The organism is Streptomyces sp. Ncost-T10-10d (genome assembly GCF_900091955.1).
Taxonomy (GTDB): domain Bacteria; phylum Actinomycetota; class Actinomycetes; order Streptomycetales; family Streptomycetaceae; genus Streptomyces.
Genome location: NZ_FMDF01000157.1, coordinates 85,545 through 101,726 on the forward strand (window position 1 = coordinate 85,545; position 16,182 = coordinate 101,726).

General features: G+C 69.1%; 15 protein-coding genes and 2 pseudogenes. 11 read left to right on the plus strand and 6 right to left on the minus strand.

The genetic code is table 11. From position 1 onward, the window contains the following. Window positions 1–193: 193 nt before the first annotated feature. The 3 genes from GA0115254_RS28310 to GA0115254_RS28320 all read right to left on the minus strand — a co-directional run bounded on the left by GA0115254_RS28310 (window position 194) and on the right by GA0115254_RS28320 (window position 2,558). A complete protein-coding gene (locus tag GA0115254_RS28310) occupies window positions 194–1,354 on the minus strand; it encodes an alpha/beta hydrolase (protein ID WP_256102820.1) in 1,161 nt (386 codons plus the stop codon). A gap of 308 nt (window positions 1,355–1,662) precedes the next feature. Then, the gene (locus GA0115254_RS46590; RefSeq protein WP_256102821.1) at window positions 1,663–1,977 is read right to left on the minus strand and encodes a hypothetical protein; all 315 of its coding nucleotides are present in this window, start codon (window positions 1,975–1,977) and stop codon (window positions 1,663–1,665) included. 260 nt (window positions 1,978–2,237) lie between these two features. After that, window positions 2,238–2,558, minus strand: a complete 321-nt coding sequence (locus tag GA0115254_RS28320) for an alpha/beta hydrolase (RefSeq protein WP_141720923.1) — start codon at window positions 2,556–2,558, stop codon at window positions 2,238–2,240. Window positions 2,559–3,892: 1,334 nt separating this feature from the next. Between GA0115254_RS28320 and GA0115254_RS28325 the strand changes: the two genes are divergently transcribed. From GA0115254_RS28325 to GA0115254_RS28340, 4 genes and pseudogenes are all read left to right on the plus strand, one after another. Beyond that, window positions 3,893–5,176 (plus strand): phosphatase PAP2 family protein, encoded by a 1,284-nt coding sequence (locus tag GA0115254_RS28325; protein ID WP_093898126.1) that lies wholly within the window; start codon window positions 3,893–3,895, stop codon window positions 5,174–5,176. Window positions 5,177–5,625: 449 nt separating this feature from the next. After that, complete coding sequence (locus tag GA0115254_RS46595; protein WP_256102822.1) at window positions 5,626–5,883, plus strand: alpha/beta fold hydrolase; 258 nt, start codon at window positions 5,626–5,628, stop codon at window positions 5,881–5,883. An 81-nt stretch (window positions 5,884–5,964) separates the two neighbouring features. Continuing rightward, window positions 5,965–6,521 (plus strand): annotated as a pseudogene (gene ssuE / locus GA0115254_RS47250) (NADPH-dependent FMN reductase). A 313-nt stretch (window positions 6,522–6,834) separates the two neighbouring features. Then, on the plus strand, window positions 6,835–7,965 hold the full coding sequence (locus GA0115254_RS28340) for a site-2 protease family protein (RefSeq protein WP_093898183.1): 1,131 nt from the start codon (window positions 6,835–6,837) through the stop codon (window positions 7,963–7,965). Window positions 7,966–8,351: 386 nt separating this feature from the next. Here GA0115254_RS28340 and GA0115254_RS28345 read toward each other — a convergent pair whose 3' ends face one another. Further along, window positions 8,352–9,389 (minus strand): C40 family peptidase, encoded by a 1,038-nt coding sequence (locus GA0115254_RS28345; RefSeq protein WP_093898127.1) that lies wholly within the window; start codon window positions 9,387–9,389, stop codon window positions 8,352–8,354. Between the two features lie 486 nt (window positions 9,390–9,875). Beyond that, the gene (locus tag GA0115254_RS28350) at window positions 9,876–10,157 is read right to left on the minus strand and encodes a hypothetical protein (protein WP_093898128.1); all 282 of its coding nucleotides are present in this window, start codon (window positions 10,155–10,157) and stop codon (window positions 9,876–9,878) included. A 109-nt stretch (window positions 10,158–10,266) separates the two neighbouring features. Here GA0115254_RS28350 and GA0115254_RS28355 point away from each other — a divergent pair, with 109 nt between their 5' ends. Genes GA0115254_RS28355 through GA0115254_RS28370 form a run of 4 tightly spaced genes read left to right on the plus strand, consistent with a single transcriptional unit; the run spans window position 10,267 to window position 13,383 of the window. Then, window positions 10,267–11,634 (plus strand): MBL fold metallo-hydrolase, encoded by a 1,368-nt coding sequence (locus GA0115254_RS28355; RefSeq protein WP_093898129.1) that lies wholly within the window; start codon window positions 10,267–10,269, stop codon window positions 11,632–11,634. 40 nt (window positions 11,635–11,674) lie between these two features. Continuing rightward, on the plus strand, window positions 11,675–12,034 hold the full coding sequence (locus GA0115254_RS28360) for a rhodanese-like domain-containing protein (RefSeq protein ID WP_093898130.1): 360 nt from the start codon (window positions 11,675–11,677) through the stop codon (window positions 12,032–12,034). Then, window positions 12,031–12,774, plus strand: coding sequence for a sulfite exporter TauE/SafE family protein (locus GA0115254_RS28365; protein WP_093898131.1), 744 nt, complete (start codon window positions 12,031–12,033; stop codon window positions 12,772–12,774). The genes GA0115254_RS28360 and GA0115254_RS28365 overlap by 4 nt, the downstream gene beginning before the upstream one ends. Before the next feature lie 24 nt (window positions 12,775–12,798). Then, the gene (locus GA0115254_RS28370) at window positions 12,799–13,383 is read left to right on the plus strand and encodes a rhodanese-like domain-containing protein (protein WP_093898132.1); all 585 of its coding nucleotides are present in this window, start codon (window positions 12,799–12,801) and stop codon (window positions 13,381–13,383) included. Window positions 13,384–13,624: 241 nt separating this feature from the next. On the opposite strand, the gene GA0115254_RS28375 is transcribed toward GA0115254_RS28370, so the two are convergent. After that, a complete protein-coding gene (locus GA0115254_RS28375; RefSeq protein WP_093898133.1) occupies window positions 13,625–14,416 on the minus strand; it encodes a DUF2785 domain-containing protein in 792 nt (263 codons plus the stop codon). A 334-nt stretch (window positions 14,417–14,750) separates the two neighbouring features. Between GA0115254_RS28375 and GA0115254_RS47855 the strand changes: the two are divergent. From GA0115254_RS47855 to GA0115254_RS28390, 3 genes and pseudogenes are all read left to right on the plus strand, one after another. Then, window positions 14,751–15,047, plus strand: a pseudogene (locus GA0115254_RS47855) (DUF4158 domain-containing protein); the annotation flags it as partial. A 26-nt stretch (window positions 15,048–15,073) separates the two neighbouring features. After that, window positions 15,074–15,547 carry a Tn3 family transposase gene (locus GA0115254_RS47860; RefSeq protein ID WP_107451406.1) on the plus strand — a complete coding sequence of 158 codons (474 nt, stop codon included), beginning with the start codon at window positions 15,074–15,076 and terminating at the stop codon, window positions 15,545–15,547. After that, a complete protein-coding gene (locus tag GA0115254_RS28390; protein WP_093898134.1) occupies window positions 15,496–16,059 on the plus strand; it encodes a TetR/AcrR family transcriptional regulator in 564 nt (187 codons plus the stop codon). The genes GA0115254_RS47860 and GA0115254_RS28390 overlap by 52 nt, the downstream gene beginning before the upstream one ends. The last annotated feature ends 123 nt before the right edge of the window (window positions 16,060–16,182 follow it).

Below are 16,182 nucleotides of genomic sequence, written 5' to 3' on the forward strand. Positions count from 1 at the left end.
CGGGGAAGCGCTGATCGCGCTGTTTCCGTGAAGACATTCAAGGCGATCCGGTACGTCTCAAAGGCGTGGGCGGCTGTACAGGCGGCTCCGGAGCGCGGCGGAACCGTCGCCTCTTCGCCCGCCTGTTGTGGCGGCGCGGACGGGTCCACCGCACAACGCGGAGCGGTGGGCCCGAAACGGCTTCGTGGGCCGGCTACTTACCGGGGCCCGGGTCGGCCGGCGCATGCAGTGCCTCGCGCAGAACCATGGTGGTTTGGGTGACGGCCTGCTTGGCGGCCTCGGTGTCGGCCAGTGCGTTGAGCATCATGAAGTCGTGGGTGACTTCGCCGTGGTGGGACGAGGTGACCGGGACGCCGGCCGCACGGAGCTTGGCGGCGTAGGCGTTGGCCGCGTCGAGCAGCACATCCGAGTCGGTGATCATCAAGGCGGGCGGCAGGCCGCGCAGTTGATCGACGGTGGCGTGCAGCGGGGAGGCCAGCGGGTTGCTGCGGTCGGTCACGCGGGGGGCGTAGGCGTCCCAGAACCACTTCATGGCCGGTTTGGTGAGCCAGCAGTTCTCGGCGAACCGGTTGTAGGAGGGGGTGTTGAAGTTGGCGTCGGCCACGGGATAGAGCATGACCTGTTGCCGGAAGTGGGGGCCGCCACGCTGCTTGGACATCAAGGTGACAGCGGCGGTCATGTCTCCGCCGACCGAGTCGCCGGCAACTGCCAGACGGCTGGCGTCGACGCCGATCTCACGACCATGGCCGGCCACCCACCGGGCGACGGCGTAGGCCTGCTCGACCGGGACGGGGAACTGGGCCTCGGGGGAGGGGGTGTAGTCGACGAAGACGACAGCGGCGCGTGCTCCGTCGGCTATCTGCCGGACCAGGCGTTCGTGGGTCGTGAAGTTGCCCAGAACCCATCCGCCGCCGTGGATGTAGACAATGGCGGGCAGATTGCCCTTGACGCCGTTGGGGCGGACGACGTGGATGGACACCGGGCCGGTCGGGCCGCCGGGCACGGTCCGCTTGCTGATCTGCGCGGGCAGCATGTCCACGGGTCCCGCCTGCAGCTTGTTCAGCACGTCCCGGGCCGCCTTGTACGACAGCTTGTACAGCGGCGTGCCGTCCGCTGCCGCGAGCTGGTCGAGGAAGTCCTGGTCGATCTTTTCCAGCTTCACCGGCGGTTTGCCGCAGGGCACGTATGTGGCCTGCATCTGTTTGGAGACGGCGGCTACCGCCTCACCGTTGTCGGCGGCGCGGTCGCTGCGGCCGGCGCAGGCGCTGAGCGTCGCGCCGGTGGTTGCCAGGAGCGCGACCATGGTGCAGTAGCGGGTCCTGCGGGCTATCAGCCGTCGTTGCGATGATGCCATGTCTGCGGATTCCCAACGTGATGGTAGGTCCCCCAGGTCACCCTCTTCGCATCGCAGGGCCACCGACCAGCCGGGTTAGGCCGCCGGAGTGTCCTGGCGCGGTACGTGTGGCGGTCGGGCCGAGGAGTCCAGCCGGCCCTGTTCGGGCAGCGGGTACAGGGCGGTCAGGGAGGGTGTTCAGCACGGCCGAGGTGCGTACCGAGGCAACGATCACTCACAGGCGTGCGGCTGATGCGCACCGTGCAGAATGCCTGCAACTGCCTGTCGCACACCTCAAGAAGCTTCCCGTGCCGTCTCCCGTCCGCTCGTCATGCGAACAGCGCACGCCGGGACACGGCGCCGCATCGCCGTACTCCCCCACGGATCTGGTCGGTGTGAACGGCCCGGCGGGGTTCCAGACCCCTGAGGACGGCGACGGTGACCAGCGCGTAGGTCACATGCGGAACGATGTCGGCGACCCAGTCGGAGCGTGACCACGTGCGTGGGTCGGTCACGCCCAGCACCGTCATCGGGCCGTTGGTTCCGATCAGCGCCCCCACGGTCGCCGTGGCGGTCAGGACGGCGTTGCTCGGCCGCCAGCCGCAGGAGAGGGCAAGGCCGAGCAGGGGCGCCCATGCCCGCACCCGCTGCCGTGCCGGTGAGGGGGCCCAGGGCTTCGACGCGGTTCTCCCGTAGGTTCCCGTCGCCCGCGATCGGAACGTGCAGGGCCGCCGACAGCCGCTCCACGGTGACCTCCGGTGCCTCGCTCGCGCCTCGGCCGCGGATCACCATGTCCAGGTAACCCACCGTGTTCAAGGCCGTGGTCCCGGCAGCGCCCGCGGCGGTCCCCGCCAGGAGACCACGCAAGTGCCGGGCCGTACCGATAACTCCCGTCATGGGCCGCTCATCCCTTCACGAACTCCAGCAGCGCGGCGTCGATTACCTCCGGGTGCGTCCGGGCGACGTTGTGCGGACCTCCCTCCATCGTCACGAGGGTGAGGTCTTGATCAATGGAGGCAGCGGCCTTGGTGGTGTTCTCGTAGCGAAGGACGCGGTGGTCCTCGTGGTAGATGTCGATCGGAGTGCCGCTCTCCTGCCGACGTTGACGACCGGCATGGGCGCCTGAAACTCCCGGTACGGATGCATGCCGCTTCCAGCCCTGCCGCGTTTGCCCGTGAGCCGACTTGGCTGCGTACCGTTTCAGTAAATACACCGAATGGCTCACTCCGCCACCGGAGTCTCGGCGCGTCGCTCTGGCCCGCATTACTCTGCCGGCCTCCGTAACAACATCGGGCATCGTCCACGCCTTCGCGCACGCGGTGAGTGGGCCGCGCCCGCCTCGTGCCCGGCCTGACCTGAGCCTTCCGTGCTGCGGCCGCCCCATACGTGCCGGTCGATGCCGCCCTCGACGAGTGCGATCCGCGCCGGGGCGGACGCGCCGACCACTCGGGCGGGCACTGAGCCTCTACCAACCTGCTGGCACGTCAGGTTGGTTGGGGGCGTCGTACGCAACGGCGAAGCTCCTCTCGGGCAGTGTCGCGACCGAGATCCACTGTCTCGCGCGGGAGCTTCGCGTGCTGGTCCACCCGTCGGCGATCGATCTGTCCGACGCACACCTGCGGCATCTCGCGCGCCGACCGGACATGCACCGCCGTGAGATCGGTTCCCGTCGGCGGCGCCTCACCGCTGGGCGGCAGGCCCTGCCGGCCCGGGCTCGCCTGCGTTGCGGTGGCACCTATGCCTTGGCCACCGCGGGCCTACTGCTCGGCCGGCGCGCGGTCAACTCTCCCATCAGAGCAGCGCTCGGGCAGGGTGCCCAGGCCGCTCGGCGGGCTCGCTGCCACGGGTGAACCCGGCGGCCAGGCAAGCTGCGTTACCTGTCGTGGCCGAGTGAGGCGTCGCCCCGGTTCCTCCGAAGGCGCTTCGAGCCCCATCGTCCGATGGCCGGCGAAGTGGAGCGGCTTGAGGCTTCGTCCGGGGAGAGGGGGACCACGGGGAACTGGTCACGATGCAGTGGCCGGTCGACAACGCACAACCGCTGCCCGTCGGGGCCGGACAGCCGGGCGTTGTGGCCGAGGATGAACACGCCGACGGCTCCGGTCGACGTGACCGTTGTCCCACGCTTCGTCCCGGTGCGCCTCTGATCGCCGCATTCGGCGTGTTGGCGGTATGCCAACGCCCCCGCCCGGGCTGCCGGTTCACGGCCTTTTATGCGTGCTGTGGAGCCCCTCGGTATCCCGTGTCGCCCTCGATGCCCGCCGGGCGTCGAGAGTTTCGTGGTCATTCCCGAGACGCTGGACCATCGGGCCAGGATCGACTGGCCTTCGCACCACCTGGGACCAGTGAACCCTTCCGTACCGCTCCGATAACATGATCGAATTCATGGCGATCGCGCCCATCGCCTGCCCTTCACCGGGAAATCGTGCTATCCGGCGCGAAGAGTGACCTACTTAACCAACATCTAACAAATCGGCCAAACAATTGATATCTAAAGCATCGCGGGTGTTTTCGCGAATAAACTGCAGAACTGCCTTCGCCGCGTGGCGTCGACCACGGGTGATGCTGTGGGCCGCGGCGGCGGTGGTGACCCTCGGATTCCTCATCGCGCTGGAGATTGCCGCGCGTCACTACGGCCTGCCGGGGCCGATCACCACCCAGGTGCAAGAGGTGGTATTCGCCCCCAAATCGGGTTTCCTGTTGTACGCCAGTATGGGCTTGATGATGGTGGTGCTCACCTGGCGACAACGGTTCATCGCGGCTGGTGCCGCGATCGGCATCGACATCACCTTCTCGCTGGTGCGGTGGGCGGCCGACGTCAAGGTGACCGACGGCCACCCCTTCGGCAACGGCGCCTTGTGGGTGATGTTGGGCTGTGCGGTCATCGCTGTCACGCGCCGCACAGGCCAGGAACGTGTCCTGCTGCTGAAGGGCGTCGGACTGGGCCTGCTGCTGGTGGCCGGCCGTAAGACCGGCGACACCTGGCTGCTCATCACGTCGAAGACCCGCCCGGCGGTGCTCGATCAGTACGTGGCAACCGCCGATCACGCGCTGGGCAACCCGTCGTGGCTGGTAGGCCGGATCGTCACGGCCACCGGCCCGGTCGGCGCCCGTTTTCTCGACTACGTCTATACGCAGCTTGCGGTGGCCGCGGTCATCGTCGCGCTGTACCAGCTACGCAACGTGGCGGTCGAGCGTCGCTTCCCGGGCCATCATCTGGTGCGCACCTTCCTGGTCATCGGCCTCCTCGGGCCCGGCATCTACATGATCTACCCGGTGGTCGGACCGATCTTCGCCTACGGCGCCGACGGCGGACACTGGGCGGTGGCCAACCTGTGGCCGGACACACCACCGCCGATCAGCGCCCCGCACCACATGCCATTCGACGAGATCACCCCACGCAACTGCATGCCCAGCCTGCACACAGCGTGGGCTACCGCGATCTTCATTCATTCCCGCAAGGGCCCACGGATTCTGCAATTCGCAGGCGCGTTCTGGCTGATTGCCACGCTCGGTGCAACGTTGGGCTTCGGCTACCACTACGGCGCGGATCTCGTTGCCGGCGTGGTGTTCACGCTCACGATCGAGGCAGCACTGCGCTCGCTCGAACGTGGCTGGGACCGGTCAGGAATCCAGCTGGTCGCCTACGGTGCAACGGTCTTCGCTGCGCTCTTGGTGTCATATCGCTATCTGTCGATGGAGATGGCCGAACATCCGTGGGTGTTCGGGCCACTTCTCATTCTGGCGATGACCTCAGTGGTCTACGGCTACGTACGGACCACCAAACTGTGGGAACCGAAGGTCGGACCGGCGCGGCAACCGGAACCGCAACCCGAACTGGTGTGAGTCGTGTTGCATCAGGAGGCGTGCGAACTCCAGGCGCGACTCGTGGATCCCGTGACCCCGCCACGGACACGGAGCGGTCACGGGTTCTGAGATGCTCACCGCTGCCGCCAAGGACTCGGCCCGCGGCGAGGACGGTGCCGTACGCCCCCTCGTGCTGGTGGGAGCGGGCAGAGGAGCCGCCGCCGTCGCGGCGCTCCTCGGCCGGACGACGTCCCGTCCGCCGGGCGGCCGGACGACGTCGCGCTCGCGGGGTCCCTGGCCGCGGTGCCACCACGGTCGGCGACTGGGAGGGCGAGCTCGACGTGCGTACCGCCTGCCCCGCCCACCGGGGGGACGCTCACCGAGGACCCCGGGATACGGCGCGGCGCGCTCGACGAAGCGGTGCCGGAGGCCCTGCTAGTGCCGTGCCGGGCGTCGCGAGCCGGTGAACCTTTCCGGTCGCAGCACTAGTGGCGGCGTACGACAGTGCACTCGGCCTCCCCACGCTGCTCCTCGTCGGCGACGCCGATCCGCTCGCGGACCGCGAGGCACTCGTCCGTTCGGCGAAGTCGATGCCGTGTGCCCGCCTTTCGGCGGTCCGTGACGCGCACCACGACGTCCTGAACGACATGCAGCACCGCTCGGTGGCCGCGGAGATCGTCACCTTCCTGGAGACCTTGCGCAACGAGCTGGTGCCGGTCGGCACGGTCGATTCGAGCGCGTGGTGAGCGTTGTCGCTCCGGCCGGGACTCCCGGCCGCACCCCGCACCGCCGCTGCTCCTGATCCGAAGAGACAAGGCTCGCCCCTCATGGCAACCATCCTCCCCGTATCCGGAAACCCCTCCGCCACTTCCCGTACCGCACGGCTCCTGTGCCACCTGGACGACCGGCTCCGGGAGCAGGGCCACGACGTGACGCCGCTGGACGTGCGTACCCTGCCCGCCGAGGCGCTGCTGGGCGCCGACTTCCGGCACCCGGCCGTCGTCGGGGCCGCGCCGTAGTTCGAAGAGGCGGACAGGGTGGTCATCGGCACCCCGTCTACAAGGCCGCCTACTCGGGGCTGCTGAACTCACTGCTGGACCTTCTTCCGCAGTACGCGCTGACCGGCAAGACCGTGCTGCCGCCGGCCACCGGCGGCAGCACGGCCCATGTGCTGGCCATCGACTACGCGCTGCGCCCGGTCCTGAGCTCGATGGGTGCCGCGCACGTCGTCCCGTGCTGGTTCACGCCGGACAAGGAGATCACCGTCGGCGAGGACGGCACGTCGGCCGTCGCACCCTGTACAGCCGAGGCTCTGGTCCAGGTCACCGACACGTTCATTGCCATGCCGGGCGGCCGTACGGCGGTGCCGGCGCCCACAGGCTGAGCACTCCCGCCGCTCACGCGGTCCTCAGCGCCGCCACACCGCACTCGCCGCACATGGTGACCCGACGTGCCGTGCATGCCCGGGCCGGGCGGGGTGGGCGGCGAGCAGAAGAAGACCGCGGGGTGGGCGGTGGCGCAGCGACGCGCTGAACGGAGTCCGGGGAGCTGAAGAGGGAACGCCGTCCTTGGCCCTGGCCGACTGCGGGAGATTCCGAGAGCGACAATTGTTGGTGGGTGCCGTGCTGGTCGGTCCACGGAGTCAGGGCGCGAGGTCCTGCCCGGTGGACCGGGTGCCGAGCCGGCGGGAGACGACCATGAACGGCTCGGTCCGTGTCGGACAAGTTGTCGGGGTACCACTGCGGATGCACTGGAGCGTGCCGCTGCTGGTGGTCCTGTTCGCGTACGGTCTTGGCCGCCAGACCCTTCCGGCATGGACTCCAGGGCGCTCGAATGCGGTTTACACCTTTGCCAGTGCCGTGGGGGCCGTACTGCTCATGGGCAGCCTTCTGCTCCACGAGACGGCACACGCTGCGACTGCCCGCAGGAAGAAGATCGCGGTACAGGATGTGACGCTGTGGGCGCTGGGCGGGATGACCCGGATGGGGCCACCGCAGACGGCCGCGGTGGCTTTCGCGGTGGCGATCAGCGGGCCGCTCACCAGCCTGGCCATCGGAGGCGCCGCGCTCGGAGCGGGAATCGGGCTGCATGCGATGTCCGCCTGGGCGGTGCCTGCCGCCGTTCTGGTGTGGCTCGGCTGGGCGAACCTGTTCCTGGGTGCATTCAACCTGCTTCCTGCTGCGCCGCTCGACGGCGGAAGGGTGATGCAGGCGCTGTTGTGGTGGCGTACCGGAGACCGGGAACGTGCGGATCGGGCGGCCTCCCGAAGCGGTCAGGTCGTGGGCGGGCTGCTGATGGCCTTCGGCTGGATCTCTTTCCTGCGCGGGGCGCCGGGCGGGCTGTGGCTCATCGTCGTCGGGCTTTTCATCACGGTCGTCGCCGGTGCGGAACGGCAGCGCGCCGTGATCCACACAGCACTGCGGGGTGTCAAGGTCGCCGATGCCATGTCCAGCCCGGTGACCACCGGCGCCGACTGGCTGACCATCCGGCATTTCATCGACGAGGTGGCGGTGAACTCCCGCCATTCCGTCGTGCCCCTGCTCGATTTCGAAGGCCGTCCCAGCGGGATCGTTCAGATACGCAAGCTCGCCCGGATACCGGGAGCGCGCCGGGAGGCGCTGCGCGTGCGTGAGGTGGCGATCCCGCTGTCACAGTGCGCGGTTGCCACCCCTGGTGATCTTCTGAGTGAGGCTCTCGACAAGCTCCGCCCGGGTAGTGGCATGCGCATTCTCGTCGTGGATGGGGGCCATCTGGTGGGGTTCGTCACCGCGAAGGACATTTCACGGCTGATCCAGCGGCACACACTGGGGGGCCAAGGGCCCGACTGAGACAGCACCCCAGGTCAGGGTGAGAGACTCGGGTACGCCTGATGCCCCGCGTCATGCAGCCGGTGGGAGAAACCCCGGCAGCGTGCCGCTGGTATCGGGACGGGGCTCTGGCTTGGGGATCTCGGGGAAATACTTGCTGACCAGCGGAAACGCCGGTCGGTAGGAATTTCGCGGGGCTTGCGCCGTGTGCGGACGCAGGGGATGTGGTGAGGCGGTTTCGTCGGAGGGCAGGGGCGGGGCGGCTTGCCGTCAGTGGGGCTATGGGGCACGGCTCGTGGGGGTTCAAGTCGGGGGCCTTGCCGACGAGGCCATCCGTACAGTTCAGGCGGCATGCTCGTACTCGTAGAGGATGCCGCCGAGGCGTTCGCGTCCCCTTCGGGGAGGCGTCAAATTCGTACGCCCCACATGAACGGCATACCGCTGCGTGCGATGGATTCGTAGCGCACCTGCGCTCCAGGTTTGGGGGCGTGGAGTATCTGTCCGTTGCCCGCGTAGAAGCCGACGTGGCTCAAGTCGGTCCGCATGATGATGAGGTCGCCGGGCTTCAGAGCACTCAGTGAGTTGATACGCGTTCCGACGTTGGCCTGTGCCTGCGAGGTGCGGGGTATGGAGACATTGGCCTGCTTGAACGCCCACGATGTGAGGCCCGAGCAGTCGAAGGATCCCGGTCCCGTGGCTCCCCACACATAGGGCAGGCCAACGCGGGATTTGGCGGCGTCGAAGGCTGCAGCGGCGCGTGAGGAGGCGCTTGACTCATTGCCGAGGTTCACGCGCGCGCTGTCGCGGTTCGCACGTTCCTCCTCCGCCGCCAACCGGGCCTTCTCCTTGGCGCTCAGAGTGTTGAGGAGTCGCTGAGCGGAGGCGAGTTTGCCCTGAATCTCGGACTTTTTGCGGCGGAGTTCGGTGCGGGTGGTCTCTAGATCCGCCAGTTTCTTGGAGGCTTCGGCCCGCTGCTGTTGCAGTCCGCGCTGCTGGATCTGGAACTGCTGAAAGGTACTCAGTTCGCGTGCGCCGACCTGGTCCAGGAGGGATGCCTTCTCCAGGAAGGAGTCCGGGTCGGTGGAGAGCATCAGCTGCATCGACGGATCCATGCCGCCGCTGCGGTACTGGGCACTGGCGAGGGATCCGATGCGTGCGCGCATCGAATTGAGATCTGCCTGCTTGCGCGCCGCGGTTTCCTGAAGAGCCGTAACGTCCTTCTCGAGGCCGTCGGCCTTCTCTTTGGTGCCGTTGTACTTCTCTGTCGCCTGTGTGGCTTCTTCGTAGAGCCGGTCAACTTGAGCTTTGACGCCCTTCTTCGTCGGATCGGGCGCAGGGTCGGCCGAGGCCGACTGCGCAGACAGGGCGACGACGGCCAGAGCGGCTGTCGTAAGCACGGTCGTCTGGTTCCTGCGGGGCGGCTTGGGGCGGCGGTGGGACGCCATGGTGGGGCCAGCTCCTTCTTCCTCGACCGCCCTTGCCAGGGGTCGTTCGGTTCTCCTGGCGTAGTCAGGCGCTTTGGGTACGTGAGGTTCATTCGGCCGCACCGCCCGGAACGTGTGTGGTCACGTGGGCGAGAGGGCCGCCTGAATACTAGACAGCTAAGTGTTTTAGTAGCAAGCATTCGCTGTTCGCTGACGGTCCGTGCCTGCTTCCGTGTACTGCGCGTGGGTGTACTTGCCGAAGGTGGCGAGCCTGCCTTGGTGTGCGAGTCGACCGCGCTGAGCCAACGGGACGCACTGTGACGGGCCGTGGGACGTAGCCGCGACGGACGTCGGGCAAGGGACCTGCGTCGGCCGGGTGGGAGTGGTACGGAGTATCCACTCCGGGCTGCGGTCACGTTGTGACAGGCCGCATAGTCGGTATGCGCCGACCCTGCGCGCGGCGCAGGTGGTTCAGTACGGCGCGGGCTGCGGCTTCCTCGTCGGCTGTCATGGTGGTCGCGTCGGCCGCGGTTGCCTCGGAGGGGTTCGGCAGGGGCGGGTCCATTCGTTGAGCTCCATGGTGATCGCGGCGAGGGCCTTGTCCAGCTTGCGGGTGGCCTCGTAGGCCACCGGAGGCATGGCGGCCGGGCCGGTCAGGGCAACCATGGCCGCGGGGTCCGGGGCCTGCATCACCGTCCACTGCCTTTCGGTGGGAATCACCACGTCGCAGGGCAGTGGCAGTCCGACGCTGCGGTCGGCGTCGAGGGCCTGTGCGGCCAGGCAGTGCACGCGCCGAGGAGTGGATGATTCTCACTCCACTATACCCCCCGGGGTAATCTGTTACGGTTGATTTAATACCCCAGGGGGTACCCAACCGGAATGAGGGAGTGAGCGGCACATGTTCTTCGTCGACACCATCGAGATCGAGGGCCTGGGCAACCGGCACTACCTGGCCGGGGGCGCCCGGACAGCGGTAGCGGTCGATCCGCCGCGGGACATCGACCAGGTCATCGCGGCCGCTGCGCGGCGAGGCGTGCGCATCACACACGTCGTGGAGACGCACATCCACAACGACTACGTGACTGGCGGTCTGGAGCTGGCCCGGCTGACGGGCGCCGCCTATCTGGTGCCGGCCGCCGCTCATGTCTCCTTCGCCCGTGTCCCGGTCCACGACGGAGACGTGATCGAGATCGATGACGGTATAGCCGTGCGGGCCCTGGCCACCCCCGGCCACACCCCGCACCACACGGCCTACGTCCTGGAGGAGAGCGGTACCCCCGTCGCCGCCTTCACCGGCGGTTCGCTGCTCATCGGCACCGTGGGCCGCCCCGACCTGGTCGAGCCCCGGCTCACCGAGCACCTGGCTCGCGCCCAGCACGCCTCCGCGCACCGGCTCGCCGCCGAACTGCCCGACACGACATCGGTGTTGCCCACCCACGGCTTCGGCAGCTTCTGCTCGTCCGGGCAGGCCGAGGGCGACGCGAGCACCATCGGCCAGGAGAAGACGGTCAACGCCGCACTGGCCCAGGACATCGACACCTTCGTCGCCGAACTGCTCGCCGGCCTGGAGGACGTACCCGCGTACTACGCGCACATGGGCCCGGCCAATTCGGCGGGCCCGGACCCGGTCGACCTGACCGCGCCGCCCCGCGCGGACGCCGAGGAGATCGCCGCCCGGCTCGCAGCCGGTGAGTGGGTCGTCGACCTGCGCAACCGCGTCGCGTTCGCCGACGGACACGTCACGGGGTCGTTCAACTTCGAGGCCGATGGCAAGATCGCCACCTACCTCGCGTGGATGATCCCGTGGGGCAAGTCCATCACCCTGCTCGCCGAGTCGGCCCAGCAGCTTGCCGCGGTGCAGCGCGAGCTGGTCCGCGTCGGTATCGACCGGCCCGCCGCCGCGGCCACCGGGGGCCCGGCCGACTGGCTGCGACCCGGTGAGGCTCCGGCGTCGTTCCGCCGGGCGGTCTTCGCCGACCTGGCCGCAGAACTCCGCGACGCGTCGCACCCCGTGATCCTCGACGTCCGCCGCGACTCCGAGCGCGCCGGCGGACACATCGAGGGCTCCGTCCACATCCCCGTGCACATGCTGCACCAGCGGATCGACGAGGTTCCCGCCGGAACCGTCTGGGTGCACTGTGCCGGCGGCATGCGGGCCGGGATCGCGGCCTCGCTGCTGGACGCGGCAGGCCGTGACGTGGTCGCCGTGGACGACGGTTTCGACCAGGCGGCCGAAGCGGGTCTGGCCGTCCGCACCAACGGCTGACCCGCCTCATACCTTCTCCGGCGCCGAAAGGAGCCTTTGCATGTCTCTCCTCCGACGCGGTCCCGGCCGCCTCAGTGTCACCGAAGCCCACCGCATGCTCCAGGAGCATGCTGTCGTCCTGCTGGATGTGCGTGAGGCGGATGAATGGCAGGCCGGGCACGTCCCCGGCGCCCGGCATCTGCCCATGTCCCGGCTGGCGGCCGGCGCAGGTGTACCCGGTGCAGGGGGCGGCCCGCGGCTGGTGTTGATCTGCCGCTCCGGTAACCGTTCCCGGCACGCTGCCCGCCTGCTGGCCGAACGGGGCATCGACGTGGTCGACGTCACCGGTGGCATGGCCGCCTGGGCCCGTCAGGGACTGCCGGTCCATGACGCCCGTGGGGCGGCGGGCACCGTCGTATGAGTGTGCTCATCCTGGCACTGGTGGCCGGAGCCGCGGTCGGTCTGGCACTGGGAGGGCTCGGCGGCGGCGGAAGCGTCCTGGCCGTCCCGGCGCTGATCTACCTGCTCGGCTTCAGCCCCGTCGCCGCCACTACCGCCAGCCTGATCATCGTCGCCGCGACATCGCTCACCTCCCTGCTCGCCCACGCTCGGGACGGCCACGTCCGATGGCGGGCCGGACTGCTGTTCGCCGCCGCGGGCATCGTCCCCGCCATGCTCGGTGGACTCGCGGCAGGCGGCATTCCCGCCCCCGTCCTGACCACCGCCTTCTCGGTGATCGCAGCGCTCGCGGCGTGGCGCATGCTCCGCCCCGGCCGCTCGACGGAAGACCGCTCCGTGCAACCGGCGCGGGCCGCCGGCGCGGGGGCCGGTCTCGGCGCCGTCACCGGCGTACTCGGCGTAGGCGGGGGATTCCTCGCTGTGCCCGCCCTGGTCGGCGCGCTCGGCCTGCGGATGAAGGCCGCGGTCGGTACCAGCCTCCTGGTCATCACCATCAACTCGGTGGCCGCCCTCGCCACCCGCACCGGCACCGCCGACGGCCTCGACTGGGCCGTCATCGCACCCTTCACCGGAGCCGCGATCCTCGGCGCCTGGGACGGCAAACGCCTCGCCGCGAAACTCTCCGGCAACGGCCTGCAGCGGGTGTTCGCCTACGTCCTGCTGGTCGTGGCCGCCTTCATGCTCATCGACAGCCTCATCTGACCCACCCGCACCAATGTGAAGGACATGACACGCCCCATGCACACGACCCTCACCACCGACATCGCCCGTGAGCGCCTGCACTCCCTGACCGTCATCGATGTACGTACGCCCGGTGAATACGCCGGTGGTCACCTGCCCGGCGCCCACAACATCCCCCTCGACGACCTCGGCCACGCCCTGCCCGCCCTGCGCGATGCCGCCGACCGCAGCGAGCTCCTCGTGGTCTGCGCCTCTGGAGCACGCTCGCAGAACGCCTGCGAACTGCTGTCCCGCAACGGCATTCCCGCCTCGACTCTGGAAGGCGGGACTGCAGCCTGGGCCTCCACCGGCGAAGCCCTGCACCGGCCCACCACAAAAACGGCGCGACCCAAGTGGGCGATGGACCGCCAGGTCCGCCTCACCGCAGGCTCCGTCGTTCTCCTCGGCCTGCTTCTCGGCCTGCTGATCCACCCCGCCTTCCAGCTGCTCTCCGCAGGAATCGCGGCCGGCCTCGTCTACTCCGCCCTCTCCAACAGCTGCGCCATGGCCGCCCTGCTCGGAAAGCTCCCCTACAACCGCACCAGCCGCGCCGCCCTGGACCACACCCTCGCCGCCCTGCGAGGGAACTGACCGCGACAACGCCGAGGCAGCTGCCTCCGGGCGGCTGCCTCGGCGGGTGGCACCGGAAAGGAGCAGCCGGGAGCCTCACCGCTGCACAGGCCTCCGCCGTCGCCGCCACGACACGCTCGGCCTCTTCCCCGCGTCAACTGGACGGTGCCGGCAGGGGAGGCCGGTGTGCGCGATCAGCGCCATCCCCGTCGTACGTGGAGGGCATGCGTACCGGTCTGCCCCGCCGAACGGGTGCCGTCGGTCAGCGTCTGACGATCCTGTCGAGGACGCTGGCGATGCCGGACTTGACCGCGTCGCGGTGGTGGAGGGGTTCCGCGGGCAGTTCACTGGTGGGGCGCACGCCCCGGTCGGCGAGGATGTAGAGCAGGCGCAGGGTGCGCAGGCAGTTGCTGATGTGAGCGGGCACCGGGGTGCTGAGGCGGTCGGCCCCGAAGTGGGCGGCGATCGGATCCAGCCAGCCGACGGCGTCGCGTTCGCTCAGGTCGGTGCGGGTGAGGACCCGGGCGATCGCCCGGGCCAAGCGGTCGTCCTCCATCTGGTCGTAGACGTGGTCGGTGGGCGCCGTCAGCCGCGCGGCGGCGAGGTCCAGCATTCGCACCGGCGCCACCTCGGGGTGGCGACCGAAGCCGGCAAGCAGGTCCGCGCCGTGCGCCACCGCGTGAAGCCAGCCGAGCGTCTCATCGTGGCCGCGGAGATCCTGCTCCGCCGGGTACCAGTGCTCGAACGCGTCCACCCAGCCGGCCTTGAAGTTTCCAGCGGCCACCAGCATGTCGAGTACGAGGGGCGCGAAGGTGCGGGCTTCGACCCGCGGGTCGGTGAACCGGGTGGCCATCTCGTCCCCCAGCTCCAGCCGCCGGGACGTCCCGATCGCCCCGCGGGCGATCCAGGTCGCGAGGACGGTGTAGGGCGCGCCGTCCCGGACCAGTGGGTCGGGATCTGCCAGGGCACGGGACAGCTCGCGGACGAGGTCGTCCATGGGCCGGTCAGCGGGCACGGCACAGTCGGCGGCCTCGACGCTCTTCCAGTCGATCATGACGGGCAGAGTAGGTCCTTGCCGTTGCCGCGCGCCTGCGAATTATGTCCAGGTATCCATCTCAATCCGTCAACTGCCCTCCCAGATGAGCAGTTCTGGCGTCTGCATCACGCTGCCCGTCGAAGCCGGACAGGGTGCTGCGCAGCGGCCCGGTCCAGCGCGCGATCGCCGCGGGTCCGTGACCGGCCGAAGCCAGGCCACTGGTCACGCGGCGCTTGGAACATCCAGGTCAGAACGTGCGCTAACCCCTCGCGGCCCTGATTGGTGCTTTGACCTGGGCTGATCGTACGGCGCAGCCTTCGCGGGTCGATGTTGTCGATCTACGGAGAACCTGATGGCGGTCGAGTTCCTGTCGGATCAACAGGCAGCCCAGTACGCGGCGTTCAGCGGAGCGCCGTCTCGTGCCGAGCTGGAGCGGTACTTCTTCCTGGATGACTCGGATCTGGAGAAGGTGTGGGCCAAGCAGCGTGCGCACAACCGGCTCGGCTTCGCGGTCCAGCTGACGAGCGTGCGCTACTTGAGCCGGTTCATGCCGGACCCGCGACAGGTGCCGGCGGAGGTGGCCGAGTACCCGGCCGAGCAGTTGGGCATCGCCGATCCGTCGTGCCTCAAGGAGTACGGCGAGCGGGACCCTGCTGGAGCTGCGAGCCGCGGTGAATGCGATGCTGCCCTGCGTCGACCTGCCGGGGTCGCGGCTGGACGTGTTCTCGTGGACCGGCGCCGACCAGGCGTTCGCCTCGGTCACCGGGGCGAGGCGAGGTTGAAGGACCTGCACGTGACGATCGCTGCGCTGCTGGTCGCGCACGGGGCCGGCGCTCCCTCGTCCGGAGATCTTTTACGGCCACTCCCGGGCAGCTCTGCCAGCGCTACCAGGACGGCGCGGGGGACCGGATCGGCTGCCTGGGCTTGGTCCTCAACGCGCTCGTACTATTCAACACTCGGTACGTGGACGCCGCGGTGAACCAGCCGGGTGCGGACGGCTTGGACGTCCGCGATGAGGACGTGGCCCGCCTCTCGCCGTTGGTGCGGCGTCACATCAACATGCTCGGCCGGTACTCCTTCGTGACGCGCGGCAGCAGCTGTTCGAGGCAGCCGAACGCGTGCTGCTGCGGGACGGCCCGAACGGGCTGACCAGCCGGGCCATCACCGACGAGGCAGCCTGCGCCAAAGGCGTCCTGCACCGGCACTTCACCGACTTCGACGCCTTCCTCACCGAGCTCGTGCTCGACCGGGCCGCACAGCTCGAGACACAAGCGCATGCGCTGCGCGAGACCGTCGGCACCGGCACCGTGGCCGATAACCTCACCGGCGCGCTGAGCACCTTGTTCGGACCGGTTCCCGTGGCGATCATCCCGCTCATCACCTTCCGGGACGAGTTGCGCGCGCGGCTGCGGCAAGCCAGGCCCGGAGGCGGCATCGCGATCCTCGCCCAGGTCACGAGCGCGGTCTCCGCCTACCTGGCCGACGAGCGCGCGATGGGTCGCATCTCGGCCGACGCCGACATCGACTCACTCACCCTCTCCTTGGTCGGAGGCGGGCATCTCCTGTTCGCAGACCGCGACCTTGACCCACCGACCACGGCAACCGTCAACAAGCTGGTGACCACGGTGCTCGCCGACGTCGTGCAACGGCGGCCACGCTGAACCTGACTTGCAGCCTGCAACGGTCCGCGCGGAAAGGGGGCCTCAGCGCCGGCTGCAAGCTCCGCACCGCCGCGCCGACGCTGAATGTCGACTGACACACGCCGGGGTGCCGGCTCCCAGGCG